This is a genomic window from Chryseobacterium sp. MYb264 (assembly GCF_035974275.1).
Taxonomy (GTDB): domain Bacteria; phylum Bacteroidota; class Bacteroidia; order Flavobacteriales; family Weeksellaceae; genus Chryseobacterium.
Genome location: NZ_CP142422.1, coordinates 3,068,402 through 3,088,943 on the forward strand (window position 1 = coordinate 3,068,402; position 20,542 = coordinate 3,088,943).

The following is a 20,542-nucleotide window of genomic DNA, read 5'->3' on the forward strand; positions in this document are numbered from 1 at the left end:
AAAATACAAGTATCAATGGGAGACATGACAATTTTTTATTGCCACGAATGCACAAATGATATTTTCATTTCCCATAGATCATAGAGTTGGTTTGCTTCTTTAGGCTTTCGGAGATTGTCTTTGATTTTACGGTCATAAAAGGACCGGTGAAACCTAAAATATAATCTCATTTATTAAGATTGCTAATTATTTGCGATTGGAATTTACTTTACCTATTCGCAGATTTCTTTATAGTAACAGGTCGCTCCTACGGAGCTTTTTCACCGGGTCAACATCTGGAGCTATTAACAGATCGCCCCTCCGGGGCTCTCCCGCTTCTAGCGTCTAGCGTCTGACATCTGGCATCTGGCATCTGGCATCTGGCATCTGGCAAAGGTAACTTTGTTTGAGTTTCGAGCAAAAAAAAGTCTCATACTAATTAAAGTATGAGACTTTTTAATAAAAACTGGCGGCGACCTACTCTCCCGCGTTAGCAGTACCATCGGCGCTGGTGGGCTTAACTTCTGTGTTCGGAATGGGAACAGGTGAGCCCCACCGCTAAAACCACCCTAAATATGGTTTAATATAACAATGTAGTTAATGTAACAGTGTAACAATTAATTTTATTTCTTACAATTATTGTTACATTGGTTAAATGGTACATTCTTAAATTATATGTATCGGTAAATTTCATCACAAAGGCAAAACCAGTGGCGCACTTATAAGGCTTGTTTAATAGCAACCAATAGGCTATAAATCTACGGGTAATTAGTACTACTCGGCTATGCTGTTACCAACTTTACACCTGTAGCCTATCAACGTGGTCATCTCCCACGACCCTTAAAAGATGTCTCATCTTGAGGCGAGTTTCGCACTTATATGCTTTCAGTGCTTATCTCTTCCAAACGTAGCTACTCAGCGGTGCACCTGGCGGTACAACTGATACACCAGAGGTTTGTTCAATTCGGTCCTCTCGTACTAGAATCAAGCCCTCTCAAACATCTAACGCCCGCAATAGATAGAGACCGAACTGTCTCACGACGTTCTGAACCCAGCTCGCGTGCCACTTTAATGGGCGAACAGCCCAACCCTTGGGACCTTCTCCAGCCCCAGGATGTGACGAGCCGACATCGAGGTGCCGAACCTCCCCGTCGATGTGAGCTCTTGGGGGAGACTAGCCTGTTATCCCCGGAGTACCTTTTATCCTATGAGCGATGGCCCTTCCATACGGAACCACCGGATCACTATGTCCTGCTTTCGCACCTGATCGACTTGTTGGTCTCACAGTCAAGCACCCTTATGCCATTACACTCTACGCACGGTTACCAAGCGTGCTGAGGGTACCTTTGAAAGCCTCCGTTACTCTTTTGGAGGCGACCACCCCAGTCAAACTACCCACCACGCAATGTCCTTCTAAAAGAAGTTAGGCTCCAAGTAAGTAAAGGGTGGTATTTCAACGTTGACTCCACAAACACTAGCGTGCCTGCTTCAAAGTCTCCCACCTATCCTACACATTACTTACTCAAAGTCAATACGAAGTTATAGTAAAGGTTCACAGGGTCTTTTCGTCCCATTGCGGGTAATCGGCATCTTCACCGATACTACAATTTCACCGAGCTCGTGGCTGAGACAGTGCCCAGATCGTTACACCATTCGTGCAGGTCGGAACTTACCCGACAAGGAATTTCGCTACCTTAGGACCGTTATAGTTACGGCCGCCGTTTACTGGGGCTTCAGTCAAACGCTTCGCTTACGCTAACGCCCTTCCTTAACCTTCCAGCACCGGGCAGGTGTCAGACCCTATACAGCATCTTTCGATTTAGCAGAGTCCTGTGTTTTTGATAAACAGTCGCCTGGGCCTCTTCACTGCGGCCACCATTGCTGATGGCGTCTCTTCTTCCGAAGTTACGAGACTATTTTGCCTAGTTCCTTAGCCACGACTCACTCGAGCACCTTAGGATTCTCTCCTCGACTACCTGTGTCGGTTTTGGTACGGGTTGCTTCACTTCGGCTTTTCTTGGATCCGAGTTCACTACAGCAGCTTCGCCCGAAGGCTAGGCCTTGACTATTCCGTCAGTCTCCAGTAGCTACATCGAACCGTCCCCTTTTTAATGTGAGCAAGTATGGGAATATTAACCCATTGTCCATCCACTACCCCTTTCGGGTTCGCGTTAGGTCCCGACTAACCCTCAGCTGATTAGCATGGCTGAGGAAACCTTAGTCTTTCGGTGAGGGGGTTTCTCGCCCCCTTTATCGTTACTTATGCCTACATTTTCTTTTCTGTCCGCTCCACAATACCTCACGATACTGCTTCGGCGCAAACAGAATGCTCTCCTACCAGATGTAATAAATTACAAATCCATAGCTTCGGTAATATGTTTATGCCCGATTATTATCCATGCCGGACCGCTCGACTAGTGAGCTGTTACGCACTCTTTAAATGAATGGCTGCTTCCAAGCCAACATCCTAGCTGTCAATGCAGTCCAACCGCGTTGCTTCAACTTAACATATATTTGGGGACCTTAGCTGTTGGTCTGGGTTCTTTCCCTCTCGGACATGGACCTTAGCACCCATGCCCTCACTGCCGCAGAACATTTATTAGCATTCGGAGTTTGTCAGGAATTGGTAGGATTTGACTCCCCCGCATCCAATCAGTCGCTCTACCTCTAATAAACTTTTTTACGACGCTGCACCTAAATGCATTTCGGAGAGTACGAGCTATCTCCCAGTTTGATTGGCCTTTCACCCCTACCCACAGGTCATCCGAAGACTTTTCAACGTCAACCGGTTCGGTCCTCCACTTTGTGTTACCAAAGCTTCAACCTGCCCATGGGTAGATCACAAGGTTTCGCGTCTAATCCTACTAACTATGCGCCCTATTCAGACTCGCTTTCGCTCCGGCTCCGTAACTTAATTACTTAACCTCGCTAGTAAAATTAACTCGTAGGCTCATTATGCAAAAGGCACGCCGTCACCCAACTTGTGGGCTCCGACCGCTTGTAGGCGTACGGTTTCAGGTTCTATTTCACCCTTCTATTCGAAGTGCTTTTCACCTTTCCTTCACAGTACTTGTTCACTATCGGTCTTTCAGGAGTATTTAGCCTTGGAGGATGGTCCCCCCATATTCAGACAGGATTTCACGTGTCCCGCCATACTCATTTATCATCTTAATATACCTTTCGAATACCGGGCTATCACCGTCTATGGCTGTTCTTTCCAGAACATTCTTCTAAATATATAAAAACTTTTGGGCTAATCCGCTTTCGCTCGCCACTACTTACGGAATCTCTTCGATTTCTTTTCCTCAGGGTACTTAGATGTTTCAGTTCTCCTGGTTTGCTCCTCTTACGAGGTGACAGGTCTTCAACCTGCCGGGTTGCCCCATTCGGACATCTGCGGATCTATTCGTGTGTGCCAATCCCCGCAGCTTTTCGCAGCTTACCACGTCCTTCTTCGCCTCTGAAAGCCTAGGCATCCGCCATACGCCCTTAACGATTTCTTTCCTATTTTTAGGTTACTCAAGCACTTATAAGTGCTCGGTTTTCTCTTTGTGATGTCTTTACCGTTAATGTCAATGATCTTAATTTCTTCTCTTCCGTTTGATGAACAATTGTTGTTTTTGGCTCCAATCGTAACTTTTAAATCAAACTTCCAAAACTGTGGAGAATAAGGGAGTCGAACCCTTGACCTCCTGCGTGCAAGGCAGGCGCTCTAGCCAGCTGAGCTAATTCCCCCTCTAGTTGAGTGTATGAGTAGTAGTGTGGGAGAGTTTGAGCGTTAAACTCATATTCCCTTATACTCTAAAACTCTTATACTCAAAATTAGTAGTCTCGGGCAGGCTCGAACTGCCGACCTCTACATTATCAGTGTAGCGCTCTAACCAGCTGAGCTACGAGACTTTGTTATAATTTTAAATTTTAAATTGAAAATTTTAAATGCTTTTTAAATCTAAAATCTATAATTTATAATCTAAAATCTCTCTATCCCTATACCAATTTCTAGTGGGTTTTGTATTTTTATATAATCAACCAAACAAAAAACTAAAGCTTTACTTTAAGTAAGTACTTGTGTATCTTGCGATACTAATTTTGTTTAACGTCTAAAGACGCTCTAAAATGAGATGTTCCAGCCGCACCTTCCGGTACGGCTACCTTGTTACGACTTAGCCCTAGTTACCTGTTTTACCCTAGGCAGCTCCTGTTACGGTCACCGACTTCAGGTACCCCAGACTTCCATGGCTTGACGGGCGGTGTGTACAAGGCCCGGGAACGTATTCACCGCGCCATGGCTGATGCGCGATTACTAGCGATTCCAGCTTCATAGAGTCGAGTTGCAGACTCCAATCCGAACTGAGACCGGCTTTCGAGATTTGCATCCTATCGCTAGGTAGCTGCCCTCTGTACCGGCCATTGTATTACGTGTGTGGCCCAAGGCGTAAGGGCCGTGATGATTTGACGTCATCCCCACCTTCCTCTCTACTTGCGTAGGCAGTCTCACTAGAGTCCCCAACTTAATGATGGCAACTAGTGACAGGGGTTGCGCTCGTTGCAGGACTTAACCTAACACCTCACGGCACGAGCTGACGACAACCATGCAGCACCTTGAAAATTGTCCGAAGAAAAACACATTTCTGCGTCTGTCAATTCCCATTTAAGCCTTGGTAAGGTTCCTCGCGTATCATCGAATTAAACCACATAATCCACCGCTTGTGCGGGCCCCCGTCAATTCCTTTGAGTTTCAAACTTGCGTTCGTACTCCCCAGGTGGCTAACTTATCACTTTCGCTTAGTCTCTGAATCCGAAGACCCAAAAACGAGTTAGCATCGTTTACGGCGTGGACTACCAGGGTATCTAATCCTGTTCGCTCCCCACGCTTTCGTCCATCAGCGTCAGTTAAGACATAGTGACCTGCCTTCGCAATTGGTGTTCTAAGTAATATCTATGCATTTCACCGCTACACTACTTATTCCAGCCACTTCTACCTTACTCAAGAACTGCAGTATCAATGGCAGTTTCACAGTTAAGCTGTGAGATTTCACCACTGACTTACAGATCCGCCTACGGACCCTTTAAACCCAATAAATCCGGATAACGCTTGCACCCTCCGTATTACCGCGGCTGCTGGCACGGAGTTAGCCGGTGCTTATTCGTATAGTACCTTCAGCTACTCTCACGAGAGTAGGTTTATCCCTATACAAAAGAAGTTTACAACCCATAGGGCCGTCGTCCTTCACGCGGGATGGCTGGATCAGGCGCTAACCCATTGTCCAATATTCCTCACTGCTGCCTCCCGTAGGAGTCTGGTCCGTGTCTCAGTACCAGTGTGGGGGATCACCCTCTCAGGCCCCCTAAAGATCAATGACTTGGTAGGCCGTTACCCTACCAACTATCTAATCTTGCGCGTGCCCATCTCTATCCACCGGAGTTTTCAATATTAATTGATGCCAATCAATATATTATGGGGTATTAATCTTCCTTTCGAAAGGCTATCCCCCTGATAAAGGCAGGTTGCACACGTGTTCCGCACCCGTACGCCGCTCTCTCTGTCCCGAAAGACAAATACCGCTCGGCTTGCATGTGTTAGGCCTCCCGCTAGCGTTCATCCTGAGCCAGGATCAAACTCTCCATTGTATGTTTGTTCTGACTCACTCAAAGTTTTGACGCTTTAGTTTTTCCTTACTTGGTTGTTATATTATATTTCAATGAACTTCGTTCTTTCGCTTTTTTACCAGGACAATCTTTCTGTCAGTGTCGTCCCGTATTTGCGAGTGCAAAAGTAATAACTTATTTCTTATTGACCAAATTTTTATGAAGAAAATTTTAAAGTTTTTTGATGACCTTAACTCTTCGTTTATTATTTATCAACCTCACTCCTGCTCCCCGTTTTACCGGACTGCAAAGATACAAACTTTTTCTAAACTCGCAAGCTTTTATCTAATTTAATTTTGAAATTATTTTAAATTAAAAACTGGTAGTTTTTATTTGTTTATCTTAAAGTGATCTTTAATTTATTGCTTATTCAAAAGCTCTTCTGCGCTTACTGATATACTCTCGTTTTCAGTGGGGCAAAGATAGGAGCTTTGGACAATACAATCCTAATTTATTTAACATAATGTTTACTTTGAGTTCATATTTGAGCGTAACGAGCTGATTGATTGGGATATTTTTTTTTGATTGAAAGGTTTTCTGTGCGAGGGGTTTTGTATGCGAGGGTTGTAGAGTTTGAGGGGTCGGTGGGTTTGGGGGGAGTGGGGACCATGAAGTTGAAGATACGTGGAATGGGATTATGTTCTATTAGATAAGGAAACCTTATAGGTTTTGAAAACCTATAAGGTTGGGGGGTAAATGGTGGATGATGGCAAGGTTATGTTATCATATAGATGGGAGCAGCTTCGGAAGAACCACCTCGTCATAAATTCTTTGAATTTTTGACACTCCTCCAGAGGAGGAGAATTTTTTAGAGTGGGGATCTGAGGGTGGGAAATGCTTCAATTGAACGTTTTTTAAGTGATGTGAACTTGAAGGGCAATTCGGGTAAATCAGTACTCTGTCTTGTTGGATCTTTTTACTTCTTACTTCCTGCTTCCTGCCTCATGTGAAAAAAGGGAGACTCCCCTAGCCCCGATTGCAGCGGCATCCTTTTTTGGCGAAGGATTGAAAAAAGAAGGGGGAAAAAAGATACAGCGGAAAGCGGGAAAAAGCTACTTAGTCGCTCCTTAAAAAGCTGTTTTTTGACTTTGAAAATTATATTTGCCTAAAAAGATTCGGAGAACAAGTTCGAGCCAAAGAAGAATTTGTTGTTTGATTTGATTCAATCTCATCTTCAAATTGTATCCAATCCCTGCTAATAATGCATTATTAATATCTCCAGCCACTCCTTTCAGGAAGTTTAATCCTAAGGAGTGGTTTCTTTTTAAATGAGAGATACAAGGTTCTATGGCTGCTCTTGCCCGGAATCTTAATCTGGCTACTTGTTGCCCATATTTTGTTTTTTCTTTTTTTGCGGGAAGCAAAATTGCTGTTCCTTCCACTTCTTTGATTCCTTTAAATCCTCTGTCTGTAGTGGCTTTCGTAGGTCTTGTTCCGCCAACGGATTTTCTTACCCTCTCACTCTGTGCCAATGATTCTTCAAGAGTTTTACTATCGTGAGGATTGCCAGAAAATCTCTTTACCGAGCTGATGATCCCTGTTTTCCGACCTCTTACTACTGCTACTTTTGTCCCAAACTCGTATGCTTTTCCCGATTTTCCTTTCGCAATACACGCAACTTGTGGCTCGTGAAGACTGTAAATTTTATCTTTCGTGGTACGTTCTTGGGTGAGTGCTTTAAGGTAAATTTTAAAAACGTCTTCGTAGCCTTTCAAAACATCTTTAGGAAGTTTTCTTTCCAATTCCCGAAGAACTCTTTTACCAATCGTCCTGAGCTTTTTCCTCGCCATTTTTGCCTTCTTCTGTCTTCTGGGATGATGTCCAAAAAAAGCGTCCCGCAATAATTGTTTGCTCACTCTTCTGTAGCTTTGTCTTTGTACAACGCTCTCTTTTTCTGCTATTTTTCTACAATTGTCGATTACTTTTTTTGCTAATTTGGCATCGGTAGGAAAGGTAATGTTCTTCTCCTGAACCGTCGTATCTACCTGAACTTCATCTTCTGTTTTGGCTTTGGGATGGAGAGAAACGCTTTGTCCCAAAAGAAATTCCAAACCCTTATCTCCAATTCTTTTTCTGAAGTGTACAAAATTGCTCGGATCGAAAGGCTGCTCTGTCTGGAAAAAGGTTTCTCCGGTAAAATATTGCCAATACGCATTCTCAATCCATCTCTCTATTACACTTTCATCACTTTCTTTAAACATTTCCTTGAGCAAAAGCATTCCTGCTATTTTACGGATAGCAATAGAAGGTCTTCCGTTTTCTGAAAATAATTTCTCAAACTCTGACTCCATTTTATCCCAGGAAATCTCCCCAGCTAATTTTACCACCGGATGCTCCATATTAATAAGCTCCGTAAGCCTGGTCTTGAATAAATTCTGCTGTAAATCCTCTCTTATTTTGCCTAACATTTTGCCACTTTTTATATCCTAAAAATACAATTTATTGCAATTTTTTACAACGATTTTTTACGAAATATAAGTGCATAAAACTGATAATCAAAATATTACTTGGTTTTTAAGGAGTGACTACTTATGAATTACTCGAAGAGAGAGGTAAAGGGGTTTAAGATTGTCGCATTGTTACGCTTACCGCAATGGCAAAATAAAAAGCAGAGTTAATTACTCTGCTTGTCTTTAGTGTATATTGTGCTTAAAAACTCTGCGTATGATTTTTCGAGACCTATAATATCACCACTTTTAAGGTTTAGTCCACCTACTCCGCTATCGTCGGGCTTTATTTTGGTGGCTGAAATTTGAAAATACTGGTTTTGTTCTCCTAATTTCGGCTGTAATCTGATCGTGGAGCCTAATAATTTCTTGGTTGAAATCGTATAAACGTCTCCCGGAACCGTTTTAATCTTTAAATAAGTTCGCGAAGGTAGGATGTAATTTTTTCTGTTAATACTTATCGTCTGAGGTTTATCAGAGGAAGCGAACAGATATAGGTTCCCTGTTTGATCTTCCAGTTTTTCTTTTGGCAAGTAATAGAGATTAAATCTGTAGTTGGCCGGATTAAAATTTACCGGTGAGCCATCTACGTTTTCAAAAGGTTTCAATGAAAAAGCATTGGCTCCAATTTCCTTTGCCTTTTTGTATATTAATGAAAAAACTTCTGCATCATACTTTGAGAATCCCTGAATTTCTACTTCTCCCAAGTATTCTGCATTTTTTGCTTCGTCAATTCTGTAGAGAAATTTATCTGTGTTGTCATGTGTTTTTGCAACTTTCGTCATGTACACATTTTGGGCATGAAAAAGTTGGGTAAAAACGGCAAAAACAGCGATAATTAAATTCTTCATTTTCTATTTATTGTTTTGAAAGGATCTCAACACATTCCTCCAGGCTATTTTCCCAATGTTTTGGTTCTATTTTGTAGATTTCTTCGATTTTATCTAAAGACATCGTACTTCTTTTGGGTCTTTTTGCCGGAGTTGGATACTGTTCTGTTGTTAGCGCATTCAATTTAACTGAAGATTTAGAGAATTCAGCAATTTTTTTAGCAAAATCAAACCAGGTTGTTTCCGGATAATTTGAAAAATGGAACACTCCGAAAGTTTTAGTTGAAGCAACGATGATATCCATGATAGCTTCCGCCAGATCGTTGGCATTGGTTGGCTGACCAAACTGATCGGCTACAATTCCCAGCTGGTCTTTTTGAGAAAACAGATTCAGCATTGTCTTCACGAAGTTTTTGTTGAATTCAGAATACAGCCAGGATGTTCTTAAAATAATCGTCTTAGGATTGATCTCCAAAGCAAGCTCTTCACCTTTTAGTTTTGATTCACCATACACACCAATCGGGCTTGTAAAATCGTCTTCGGAATAATCAAGATTAGTTTCTCCATCGAAAACATAATCTGTTGAAACATGAATAAGAGTTGTTTTGTATTCTGCACAAGCTGTTGCCAAATTGGCAACACCGTCTGCATTGACAGCAAAAGCTTTTTCTTTTTCGGTTTCAGCTAAATCTACAGCTGTATATGCTGAAGCGTTGATACAAAATTCAGGTTTGTTATCGTAGAAAAAACTATTGATCTGATCTTCGTTAGTAATATCTAAAGTTTGTGAATCTGTAAAAATAAATTCGTAATCCAGTTCAAAATCGGGTGCAATTTTTCTGATGCAGTTCCCCAATTGACCATTGCTTCCTATGACTAAAATTTTCTTCATTATGAATTTTTTGCGTTTTGTACTCTTAAAAATTTAACTCGAGACTGGAAATCTTTTTGTTCTAAATCTACGTAGAACTTACCAAATGTTTCTATAATATCCTTTGGATGTACTTCTGATCTTCTTGTTTTAATATTAAAATAAATAACCGTAACCCATAGAACGGCATGAATTGTTTTTTCGTCGAGACTTTTCATAAGAATTTCGACTTTCGCCGTCCGTTCTCCCACTTCGATGGTTTTACTGCTGATGGCCACCTGAGTATTGTATCTTACTTCCTTTAAATAGGCTATTTCATTTTGAATAGCGATCCAGGTACATCCTGTTTTTTTTGTATATTCCTCATAGGTAAAGCCATAAAATGTTTCTACGTGATCTTCTCTGGCATTGAACATATAATCCAGATATTTCACGTTATTCAAATGACCTATCGGATCACAATCACTGAAACGAACTTTTACCGTCGTTGACACTTCTCTTTCCATAGTGCAAAAATAAAAAAACCACCTCGAAGGGAGATGGTTATTTTATAAATGTTTGCTAATTTTTAAAAATTATTGAACACCTAGAACTTTTTTCACAGCTGCAGTAGCATCAGGACCTCCTTTGAATACAAAAGCAGAAGAATTTGCATCCATAATATAGTCATATCCATTGTCTTTCGCTACTTTAGAAACCGCTTCGTTCAGTTTTTTCTCGATTGGTTCGTAAGCTGTATCCTGCTTAGCCACAAAATCTTTTTGAGCCTTATCGTTCATTTGCTGGATTTCTTCCTGCATTTTAGCTAATTCAGCTTCTCTTGCCTTATTTTCGTCGGCCGATTTCTTAGGAGCCTCTTCAGTATATTGCTTTAATTTAGCTTGTCCGGCATCTGCTTTTTTCTTAATTTCAGCTTGTTTAGTATCTAAGAAAGTTTTTAAATCAGCGTCAGCTTTCTTTTTTTCAGGCATTACATTCAGTACACCTGCAACGTCTAAAGTAGCTACTTTTTGTGCCTTCATCATACCCACAGATACAACCATCATTGCAGCTCCAAATAATACACTTAATTTTTTCATAATTGGTAAATAAATAATTTAATTTGTTTTTAGATTTAAAATTTGGGTTAAAGTTAATTACTTTTTCCCTTTTGTATTAGTTTTTTCCTTTTTTTCGTTTCCTTTTAGTAAAATATCTAATACTTTGTCTGTATAATCAAATCTTTTCTGTAGGAAAATGACATTGGTAGTTGTTTTATCAATAACCATGCCCAATCCGTTTTTCTCAGACATTGTCTTGATAGCCTCCCAAATCTGGTCCTGAAAAGGCTGAACTAAATTTGTTCTCAGTTTTTTGATCTCGCCAGTTGCTCCAAAGCGTAAGCTGGTAGTGGTTTTGATGTTTTTATCCAAATCCATCACCTCTTTTTCTCTCAACTTAAGCTGCTCGCCCACCAGCAAAACTCTTTCGTTTTCGAAAGCTGATCTTTTTTTCTCATACTCAGCCTGCATATTCTGTAGTTCTGACTGCCAGGTATCGATTTGCGAATTTAATCTGGCTTCCGCTTCTTTGTATTGCGGAAGTTTATCCAGGATATATTCCGTATCTACCACCCCAACTTTTTGAGCATTTCCGAATCCGAAAAGCAAAAGTAATACAAATGTGAAAACAACTTTAAAATTCTTCATATAATGGATTATAATGATTGGTTCATTAAGAAGTGGGTTCTGTTTCCTGAAACCTGACCACTGATTGTTTTATCAAATCCGTACGCAAAGTCAAATCCGATCAAACCAAATGCTCCCATATAGACTCTCACTCCGACCCCGATTGATCTTTTCAACTGGAAAGGGTTATAATTTCCCCAGGAGTTCCAAACATTACCTCCTTCAGCAAATGTTAGTGCATATATTTTAGCGGTTTGATTTAGGGAAATAGGATATCTTAATTCTAAAGTAAATCTGTTATAGATTGTTCCCCCTCCTCTTTGAGTAATATCATCCGCTTCACCACCATAACTTGATGCATTTTCATATCCTCTTAAAGGAATCAGCTCTCTACCATCGAATCGGCCACCGAATAAACCGGTACCCCCTACGTAGAATCTTTCAAATGGCGGAGCTCCCAATTCTTTGTTATATCCGTCCATGAATCCCATTTCCGCAGAAGATCTAAGCACCAATTTACCGATGATTTCGTTATAAACGTCAGCTTTAAACTTCACTTTATAGAATTCCATCCACTTGTATTTGTCAGTAGGAGTCATGGTTGAATAATCCTTGTGTCCAAATAAGGAATAGGGAGGTGTAAATTTCGCAGAAAGTTCGATATTGGAACCTACTGTCGGGAATATAGGATCTATACCCGCCGAGTTTCTGCTCAATCCTACGTTTAAACTGAAGTTATTGGCTGAACCGTAGTTTTCTGTTGTATTTCCAAATTCAAAAGGATAATTCTGGAAATCATACTTTTGATACTGAACTCCTGTATATAATGAGAAATAGTCATCCGGCCACAGTAATTGTCTGTTCAGACCTACGGATGCGGAGAAAATATTCAATTTTGATGCGTCCGTACTTGTAGACGTCAGTGATGAGCTATATCTTACTCTTGAGTTATTAATGCTTACCGAAAGCGCTGTAGGTCTCGTTCCGAACAACCAAGGTTCTGTGAAAGACACACCGTAATTTTGGAAGTACTGTCCGGCCTGTGCCTGAATAGACAGGGTCTGGCCATCTCCCTGAGGAACCGGTTTGAAATCTTTAAATTTCAGGAAGTTTCTAAGGGAGAAGTTATTAAACGTCAATCCCAAAGTTCCGATAAAGCTATTACCTCCGTAACCTGCCTGTAACTGCACCTGAGAAGAACCTTTTTCTACCAGTTTCCAGTTGATATCCACCGTATTATCTTGCTGATTAGGCTGTATATCCTGACCTACCTGCTGCGGGTCGAAGAATTGCATCCCGGCCAGGTCAAAATAGGTTCTTTTAATATCACTTTTTGCGAAAAGGTTTCCTGGTTTTGTTCTTAATGCTCTAAGAATAACGTGGTCATGCGTGGTCACGTTACCTTGCCAGGTAACTTTATTCCAAGTTGCTTTTTCTCCTTCCGTAATACGGATCTCAAGATTGATTTTATCTCCGTCTACCGACTTTTCAACCGGTGTTACGTTAGAGAAAAGATATCCATTGTTCATATAGACCGATTTGATATCAGAATCATCTTCCTTACCTCCGTCTTCACCCACTTTTTTGTTGAAACCTACTGCATCATAGATATCTCCTTTTTTATATCCTAAAAGTCTTTGTAAATATTCTGTAGCAAAAACAGTATTCCCGGTGAATGTAACATCGCCGATATAATATTGCTTACCTTCTTTTAATTTGACATTGATCTCATAATTGTTTCTCTTGTTTCTCCAAACAGAATCCGAAACAATAATAGCATCTCTGTACCCCAAAGAGTTGTAGTAGTTAATAAGGTTTTGCTTGTCTTCCTGATATTTGTCTTCAATAAATTTTGACGATTTCAGGATTCCTCCGATACCAAACCTTTTTTGTTTTGTTTCTTTGAAGGCTTTATTTCTAAGTTTGCTGTCGGTAACGTTTTCGTTACCTTCAAACTCTATGTGATCGATTTTTACTCTTTTTCCCTTTTCTACGTTAATAGTCCAGTCTACCAGGCTAGGATCTCCCGCATTCACTTTATCCTGAATGGTAATCTTAGCATCAGCAAAACCTTTCTTTACATAATCTTTAGGAATATTTGTTTTAAGGCTTGAAACTAAATTTTGAGTGATTTTGGTTCCGGGCTTTAAGTTATTATCCTTCGCCAGTTTTTCGTTTTTAGATTTACCAATCCCTTTCCCGGTAAATTTCACTTCCCCGAGTTCTTTAAGATCCTGAAGATAGAATCTCAACACGATTGTTTCACCTTCAATACTCTGTACATATACCTCTACCTCCGAGAAAGACTGGGTATCCCATAGTTTCTTAACCGCATTACTGATTTTCTGTCCGGGGATATCCACACTTTCTCCTTTTGATAGGCCCGTAAATCTTAAGATTTGTGCCGGTGTATACTTTTTCACCCCATCTACAACAATGTCTTTAAGAACATAAGTTCCTGTCTGGCTATCTGCGTGTACAGCAGCATTATTCACTTTCGTGCTGTCTTGTGGCGTTGCCTGTCCATAGAAATGTGCAGAAGCAGCAAACATAACGATGGGTAATAGTCTAAACTTCATTTTATCGTAGTCTTTCTTTTCTTAAAATTATTGGATTTTTATTTGTTCACCGGTAAGGCCGTATCTTCTTTCCTTGTTCTGATAATTTACGATACACTGGAAGAAAATATCCTTACTGAAATCCGGCCAAAGAACATCTAAAAACTGTAGTTCAGCATAAGCGATTTGCCAAAGGAGGAAATTGCTAATTCTTACTTCACCACTTGTTCTGATAAGGAGATCAACAGGAGGAAAATCTTTAGTATAGAGATAGTTTTCAAATAATTTTTCATCTATATTTTCTACATCCACCTTGCCCTCTTTCACATCAGAACTTATATTTTTTACGGCATTCAGTATCTCATTTTGTGAGCCATAGCTAATCGCTAACACCAAATTACCTTTTGTGTTTTCTTTTGTAAGTTCTACCACGCGTAATAATTGTTCCCTTACCAGCGTTGGTAATTTTTCTAAGTTACCAATGACATGCATTCTCAAACCTTTGCTGAAGATCTCTTCTGCTTCCAGCAGCAGGGTCTCCACCAACAAGCTCATCAAAGTGTTTACTTCTTCAGTAGGACGGCTCCAGTTTTCCGAAGAAAAGGTATAAAGCGTCAGATACGGAATATCAATTTCATTACAAGCATTAATCGCATTTCTTACTGCATTAATGGCATTCCTGTGACCGAAAGTTCTTTCTTCGCCACGAGACTTTGCCCATCTCCCGTTACCATCCATAATGATGGCTACATGTTTTGGTAAATTCTCAGAATTTATTTTATTTTTAATCAATGACATATTTAATTAATCACAATAACACGGAGGTCTTCCAAACGAATACGTTAACCCTAAGCTGAATGTATTGATCCAATCTTTGGAGTTACTGTCCCCCACATTTCTCTTATTTGTAAACTCGGCTTCTCTTTCCTTCGATACAACATAATAAGCACCTGACTGCAGCAAAGACCCGTTTGTAGCAGGATCTTTAATATCAGCATTATAGGAAGACTTCACATCTTTTGAAAGAATATTGCTATAATCCAGCTGATCAGTCAGCGTATATCTAAAGGTAGCTTCCGCAAAAATCCCCCAGTTGTAGTTAAATTTATATTTTAAACCAATTCCAAAAGGAATATGCACGGTAGTTTTCGTTCCTGTAGAGTACTGCGCTGTAGTCACAAAGTCCAATTCATTGATTGGAGCCTGTGCCACCCCATCGGCATCCCTTCTAAAGTCATGACTGAGGGTTGCTTTGGGTGCATCGTACACTAACGCTCCGATACCTCCGAAAATATATGGACTTACCATACTCACCTGTTCGTTATTCACTGGGAAGAAATTATATTCAAATACTAAGCTTCCTTCATATACATCATTCTTACCATAAGAATTTCTGTGTCTTCTGTAATCTTCCTTTGCAACTTTATCACTAAACTGAATCTGGTTATATCCAAGATCCAATCTGATTGTTTGATAGGGATTAAAATTAAATCGGTATAATAAACCTCCATAAAACGGCACTCCCCAATCTGATGCTCTACCTAAATCCAATGGCTCTTGTAAAAGATAATTCGTTTTTCCTATATCCCCCACTAGGTTACTCATACCTAGACGAACACCCAGTTCGTTTCTTTGAGCTTTAACACTTACCACAGTTCCTAATGCGGCAAGGAAGCTAAACAATAATTTTCTATTCATAAAAGAATATGGATTTATGGTTATTTTAAAATTTAATTTTTGCAAATATAAAACATTTTTATATTAATGATAATCTTAATGTTTAGTTAAAAATAAACAAAAAAACATAATTTGTTATAAAGTAAACGATAAAGTAGCAAAAATATTCTTTTTTTAATAGATTTCGCATTCTTTCTATAAGACAAACCCCCATTATATGAGGGTTTGTTCTGTTATTTTCTGCTTAAGAGTGCCTGCACCCTATTTCGTAGCCTTATCAGCATTGGTTCTTTGTAATTTTTATCTTCATCAAAATATCCGTAACCATAGCCGTAGCCATAGCCGTAACCGTAGCCATAACCATAGCCCTGCTTCGTATTATAATCATTATATACAAGCCCCAAATGCTCAATTTCGTTGTTATGATACTTTTCGGTAATCATCTTCAGCATATACTTTTCCGTGTACTCATGTCTAACAACATAAATATTGGCATCAGAATATTTCATGAGTTCATAAGAATCTGCTACCAGCCCTACAGGAGGCGAGTCAATTATAATAAAATCATAGATTTCTCTAAGCTCTTCAATAAACTTGATATTTCGCTGACTCATTAACAGTTCTGACGGGTTGGGAGGAATAGGTCCCGAAGTGGCTACATCAAGATTAGGAATATTGGTTTTATTGATCACCTGATCAATATCCACTTCTCCGGTAAGATAATTTGAAATACCATATTTGTTGTCAATTTTAAAATCACCAAAAATTTTAGGTTTTCTAAGATCCATTCCCAACAAAATAGTTCTTTTATCACTTAACCCAAGAACTGAGGCAAGATTTATGGATACATAAGTCTTCCCTTCTCCACCAATAGACGATGTTACCAGGATTACCTTACTCTTACCGTTCTCATTGGAAAGAAATCTCACGTTGGCACGAACTCCCCTGAATGCTTCGGAAACAGATGACTTAGGCTGCTCCAATACGGTAAGCATATTTTCGTTGTTATTATTACCAATAACTCCCAGCAACGGAATACGTGTTGCGCTGAGAAGCTCTTTGATATTTCTTATTTTATTATCCAGTAATTCTCCTACCAGCATAAAAATCAAAGGCATACAAAGAAGAACCCCGTAAATTCCGATTTTCATCGCTTTTACATTAGGACCGATTGGTGATTGTCCTACGTTTTTTGCCGGGTCAATCACTGTGATATCAGATTGATTGGTCGCCATCCTCATCTGCGTATCATTCTGTCGGGCAAGTAAGCTGTTATAGGTGGCCTCAATCATATTATATCCTCTTTCGGCATCCAGATATCTTCTCTGTTTTTCGGGATATCCCACCAGATCAGAATTGGCATCGCTTACCTCTTTATTGATTTTCTCAATCTCTTCATAGAATTTCGCATAGTAATTTCTCAAAGAACCATTAGAGGTAAAACGGGCATCCTTAATTAACCGGTCTATTTCTTTCATAGGCTCAGAATCAGGCCTGTAAATAGATGCCATTTCTCTTCTTTTAAGATACAGTGCTTTAAGCTCCGTAACAGAAGCGGTGAACAATCCATCCTGAAATCCTGCGGCATCTGTACTGATCATATTATCAAAACTCTGGGCTTCAAGACTTCTCTTTATTTCATTTAAAGAAGAAAGTTTACTTTCGAGATCCGCTTTTTTAGCTTCCAGATCTTTGATTTTTGTTAAGGACTTTTCGTCCCTGTCTTTAATATCGTATAACTTTTCAGTTGTTTTAAGATAGTTCAATACGGCAGCACTTGAATCAAGTTTTTTTCTGATCGCACTTAAATTACCCTGAAGATACTCCTGCGTATTCTTATCGACAGTATTTTTATCAACAAGTCTTTTCTTCTGAAGTTCACTCACAGATTTATTCAGAAAATTAACAGTCCCGTTCAGGTTAAAACCTGTTTTACTGATAATCATTATGCTTCCTATCTCTTTATCAAATTCGATATTAATGGTAGACACAATATTGTTAACCGTCTGATTAACGGTTCCTAATGTCACAATGATATTATCAAGCTTGAGTTGTGGTACCACAGGATTCTGCAATAACCTAAATCTTAAATTGGGCGAATTATACCACTCCCCCACCTTAATAATCTTATTGGCAGGCCTTGAGAAAGGTTTTATCGACTGATATCCTTCGACCTCATAGCTGTAAAGATTAGTTGACTGCCCTTCCTCCGGCAAAACAACCTCATACGTACCGGCACTTTTAGGGATGAAGGTAATTGGATAATTTACCTGTTGAAGATGTTTTTTATCAACCTGCACAAAAACAGGAGAATCATCTTTATCAAGATAAGTAGATTTTATAGCCCCCTTAGTAGAATAATTTATAAAAAGATCAAGTTCCTTTACCAAAAACTCGTTATGAGACCTGGAGACTAACATTTTTTTTAGAAAAATCCCGTCCTGATTACCATTTTGTCCCCAAATAAAGTTGATAGACTGGCTCGGCGTGAAATAGCTTGCCGTATTACTGGAAACACTTAAAGAAAGGTTGGAAGAATAGATATTCTGCGCATAATACTTGCCATATATATAGGAAACGATATACCCGATAAACAGCATAAAGGCAAACCAATACCAGTTTTTAAGGATCCTTCTTATAAAGTGCTCGACATCGAATAAGGCAAAAGAACCGTATTTTTCTTTAACCACTGTTTTTTCTACTGTAGCGTCTTTTTCTGGGATCATTTTGAAAGTGATTTAAAGAGTAAATAAACAGTAACTACAGTCGAAAGCAGGGAAATACCTGTTGTAAGCGTCTGAGATGGATCTTTTCCAAATCCGTTCAGATTCTTTGTTCTCGTATTGAGTAAAATTTCATCTCCGTTTTGTACATAATAGTAAGGAGAATTCATAACATCTTCACGGGTAAGATCAATTTTAGCAATCTTAATTCCTTCAGGAAGCTTTCTGTGAATCACGATGTTTTTTCTGTCAACGGTTCTGTTCAATCCTCCGTTAATCGCTAGAGCTTCAGTAATGGAAAGTGTATTTTTATGAACCACTTTTTCACCGGTAAGACCTGTTGTTTCAACATCTCCCAGTATATAATAAGTAATTCCGTCTGTATTGAGTCTCACCTCGGTTTTTCCTTCCTGGAAATTTTCATTCACTTTATCCTGAATTTCCTGGCGTATATCTTCAATTGTTCTTCCCTCCGCTTTAATATAGCCTATTCCGAAAACATTAATGTCTCCTTTAGAATCCACTTTAAGTCCGTTGAAATAAAAATTGATATTTCCTCCCCTTGGGCCTCCCCCACCTGTATTTCCTATAACAGCACCGCCTACTGCAGAACCGGTAACGGGATTGCTTGTACCGGGAGCCACTGTACTTCCGGATGTATTCACAGAAGCATAAAACTGCGCGGCGTCTCCTTTGGGGGTTGTAATAATATTAAGATTTAAAATATCATTTTTGGTAATTCTGTAGATAGGAACATTATAAGGTACCAATCCCTCCTCATTGATAACAAGGGACTCATTAGGCTGCATATACCTCACATCTTTTGTACTGATACAAGATGCTAAAAAGAAAGGTAGTGCTAAAAATAAATACTTCGGGTTTTTCATCATATTTTCAACGTTGTTTGCAAAAGTAAAGATTTAATTGGTTGTCTCCCTATTATTTTTAAAAAGATAAATAATATCGGGCAGATAAGCACCGATAAAGCCCAGCACAAGAATAATAAATAATAATAAGTTTATATTTAAATGTCTGAAATAATAGGCTGCTGCCACTATAAAAAGATAATAGCATATAATATAAAAACTTGACCTTCTGTGTGTTAAGTTTAATTTTAATAATTTATGGTGAATATGATTTTTATCTGCTACAAAAGGTGATTTTTTATTGGACAGCCTAATGATGATCACATTCAGGGTGTCCACGATCGGAAGTATGAGAATCGCAACAGCAACGGCAGGAGCCGACTGCAAATGATATCTCGGTACATTCGGAAGTGCTTTATCTATAAAAATATCGATGAAACAAACTGAAGTAAAGGCAAGTAGAAAACCCAGCAGCATAGAACCGGTATCGCCCATAAATATTTTATTGGTCCTGTAATTGGATAGATTGTAATATAAGAAAGCCAGCACAGCTCCAATAATTACTACCGAAAGCACGACCAGAGGGTAATTATATTCACCAAGACGGTAATAACTGATCCCAAACAGCGCACTGCATATCACAGAATATCCACCGGCAAGGCCGTCAATCCCATCAATAAGATTGAAGGCATTGATAAGAATAATAAACGTAACAATACTGAAAATGAGACTTACCCAATATTCCAGCTGATACACTCCAAAGATACCGAACAGATTCCGGATTCTTATATCAGAACCAATCACAATAAGAGCGGAAACTACAATCTGTGCGACAAGTTTTTTATAAGCCCTCATCACGACAATATCATCCATCACTCCAACATACAGGAGGATGACCAGTGAAGCAAAAAGGAATTTATACAGATCAAAAAGCTCATATGCAAATATCGACGTGCAGACCCCTATTGAAAAAAATATGGCAATCCCACCTAGATTGGGTATTTTCCGGATATGGGAACTTCTAATCCCAGGCTCGTCCATCAGGTTTTTTCTTCGGGAAATTTTTACAATTGTAGGAATCGAAAAAAAGGAGATTAAAAAAGAGAATAAAAATCCCAGTCCTATTTTTACATAAAAAATAGAAACATCCATCTCACGCAAGAACAATTCAAAATTTTTCATTTTTTTTCTTATCAAGTATGTGTTTAGATACTGTCAACGATATCACCTTCACTCAAGGTTTACAGAAACCGAAATAATCGAACGCTCATTTGT

Annotated in this window: 12 protein-coding genes, 2 tRNA genes and 3 rRNA genes; all 17 read right to left on the reverse strand. The window is 39.3% G+C overall.

Annotated elements, in window-relative coordinates; all coding sequences use genetic code 11:
• Nucleotides 1-443: 443 nt before the first annotated feature.
• The 17 genes from rrf to VUJ46_RS13245 all read right to left on the reverse strand — a co-directional run bounded on the left by rrf (nt 444) and on the right by VUJ46_RS13245 (nt 20,449).
• Nucleotides 444-551: ribosomal RNA gene (rrf, locus tag VUJ46_RS13165) — 5S ribosomal RNA — on the reverse strand.
• Between the two features lie 176 nt (nt 552-727).
• A 23S ribosomal RNA gene (locus VUJ46_RS13170) occupies nt 728-3,482 on the reverse strand.
• Between the two features lie 158 nt (nt 3,483-3,640).
• Nucleotides 3,641-3,714: transfer RNA gene (locus VUJ46_RS13175), tRNA-Ala, on the reverse strand.
• 91 nt (nt 3,715-3,805) lie between these two features.
• Nucleotides 3,806-3,879 (reverse strand) — tRNA-Ile (locus VUJ46_RS13180).
• A gap of 214 nt (nt 3,880-4,093) precedes the next feature.
• Nucleotides 4,094-5,610: ribosomal RNA gene (locus VUJ46_RS13185) — 16S ribosomal RNA — on the reverse strand.
• The 16S, 23S and 5S rRNA genes sit together here with 2 tRNA genes alongside, the layout of an rRNA operon.
• A 1,085-nt stretch (nt 5,611-6,695) precedes the next feature.
• Nucleotides 6,696-8,036 carry an IS5 family transposase gene (locus VUJ46_RS13190; RefSeq protein WP_326981209.1) on the reverse strand — a complete coding sequence of 447 codons (1,341 nt, stop codon included), beginning with the start codon at nt 8,034-8,036 and terminating at the stop codon, nt 6,696-6,698.
• A gap of 206 nt (nt 8,037-8,242) precedes the next feature.
• Nucleotides 8,243-8,926 (reverse strand): hypothetical protein, encoded by a 684-nt coding sequence (locus VUJ46_RS13195; RefSeq protein ID WP_326981213.1) that lies wholly within the window; start codon nt 8,924-8,926, stop codon nt 8,243-8,245.
• 7 nt (nt 8,927-8,933) lie between these two features.
• Nucleotides 8,934-9,797 (reverse strand): dTDP-4-dehydrorhamnose reductase, encoded by an 864-nt coding sequence (gene rfbD, locus VUJ46_RS13200; protein WP_326981214.1) that lies wholly within the window; start codon nt 9,795-9,797, stop codon nt 8,934-8,936.
• Complete coding sequence (locus tag VUJ46_RS13205; RefSeq protein WP_326981215.1) at nt 9,797-10,282, reverse strand: acyl-CoA thioesterase; 486 nt, start codon at nt 10,280-10,282, stop codon at nt 9,797-9,799. Before VUJ46_RS13205 ends, rfbD begins: the two co-directional genes overlap by 1 nt.
• Nucleotides 10,283-10,351: 69 nt before the next feature.
• Entirely contained in the window at nt 10,352-10,855 is a 504-nt protein-coding gene (locus VUJ46_RS13210) for an OmpH family outer membrane protein (protein ID WP_326981216.1), read from the reverse strand.
• A 57-nt stretch (nt 10,856-10,912) separates the two neighbouring features.
• On the reverse strand, nt 10,913-11,464 hold the full coding sequence (locus VUJ46_RS13215) for an OmpH family outer membrane protein (RefSeq protein WP_326981217.1): 552 nt from the start codon (nt 11,462-11,464) through the stop codon (nt 10,913-10,915).
• A gap of 8 nt (nt 11,465-11,472) precedes the next feature.
• Nucleotides 11,473-14,022 carry an outer membrane protein assembly factor BamA gene (gene bamA, locus VUJ46_RS13220; RefSeq protein ID WP_326981218.1) on the reverse strand — a complete coding sequence of 850 codons (2,550 nt, stop codon included), beginning with the start codon at nt 14,020-14,022 and terminating at the stop codon, nt 11,473-11,475.
• Between the two features lie 27 nt (nt 14,023-14,049).
• A complete protein-coding gene (locus tag VUJ46_RS13225) occupies nt 14,050-14,799 on the reverse strand; it encodes an isoprenyl transferase (protein WP_326981219.1) in 750 nt (249 codons plus the stop codon).
• 6 nt (nt 14,800-14,805) lie between these two features.
• Nucleotides 14,806-15,699: a type IX secretion system protein PorG gene (porG, locus tag VUJ46_RS13230; RefSeq protein WP_326981220.1), complete on the reverse strand. Its 894-nt coding sequence runs from the start codon at nt 15,697-15,699 to the stop codon at nt 14,806-14,808.
• 212 nt (nt 15,700-15,911) lie between these two features.
• The gene (locus VUJ46_RS13235) at nt 15,912-18,404 is read right to left on the reverse strand and encodes an exopolysaccharide transport family protein (protein ID WP_326981221.1); all 2,493 of its coding nucleotides are present in this window, start codon (nt 18,402-18,404) and stop codon (nt 15,912-15,914) included.
• Nucleotides 18,401-19,291 carry a polysaccharide biosynthesis/export family protein gene (locus tag VUJ46_RS13240; protein ID WP_442784931.1) on the reverse strand — a complete coding sequence of 297 codons (891 nt, stop codon included), beginning with the start codon at nt 19,289-19,291 and terminating at the stop codon, nt 18,401-18,403. The genes VUJ46_RS13235 and VUJ46_RS13240 overlap by 4 nt, the downstream gene beginning before the upstream one ends.
• 30 nt (nt 19,292-19,321) lie before the next feature.
• Entirely contained in the window at nt 19,322-20,449 is a 1,128-nt protein-coding gene (locus VUJ46_RS13245; RefSeq protein WP_326981223.1) for an MraY family glycosyltransferase, read from the reverse strand.
• Between the last annotated feature and the right edge of the window lie 93 nt (nt 20,450-20,542).